Raw genomic sequence first — 422 nt, forward strand, 5'->3', positions numbered from 1 at the left:
AGTCGAACTGCTGGCGGATGGTGGTGCGATACCGGGCCTCGCGGAGGCTGGTGACCGGCACGTAGTAGTTCTTGCCGCCGTCGGCGGGCACGTTGATGTAGTCGGCGCGGGCAGCGGAGAAGCTCCCCAGCGTCGCCGCCACGGTAGCGGCGGCCAGCAACAGGCGGCGCATGATCAATTGAACTGGACGTTGAGGATGGTCGCGTTCTGGATCAGCACGTTATTGCCCGAATTCTGGATCACGGTGGGCAAGCCCGCCGCGTTCGAGAACGCGCCATCGGAAACGATGTTGCTGCCAGACAGCGTGTTGATGGCGGCGTTGTCCGCCACGGTGCCGTGCAGGCGCATGTCGTTGACGACGAGTTCGGAGCCGCCGCGTACGCCGTCCAGCTTGTCGCTGCCAACCGCGCGTGCCGTGGTGC

At 65.6% G+C, this 422-nt stretch carries 1 protein-coding gene; it reads right to left on the reverse strand.

Features of this window, described 5'->3' with window-relative positions; all coding sequences use genetic code 11:
* Window positions 1–174 precede the first annotated feature (174 nt).
* Window positions 175–422: hypothetical protein (locus AB4Z35_RS30725; RefSeq protein ID WP_442101262.1), on the reverse strand; the 248-nt coding region annotated here is incomplete at its 5' end.

This window comes from Pseudomonas sp. KB_15, from assembly GCF_052114525.1.
In the GTDB taxonomy this organism is placed as follows: domain Bacteria; phylum Pseudomonadota; class Gammaproteobacteria; order Pseudomonadales; family Pseudomonadaceae; genus Aquipseudomonas.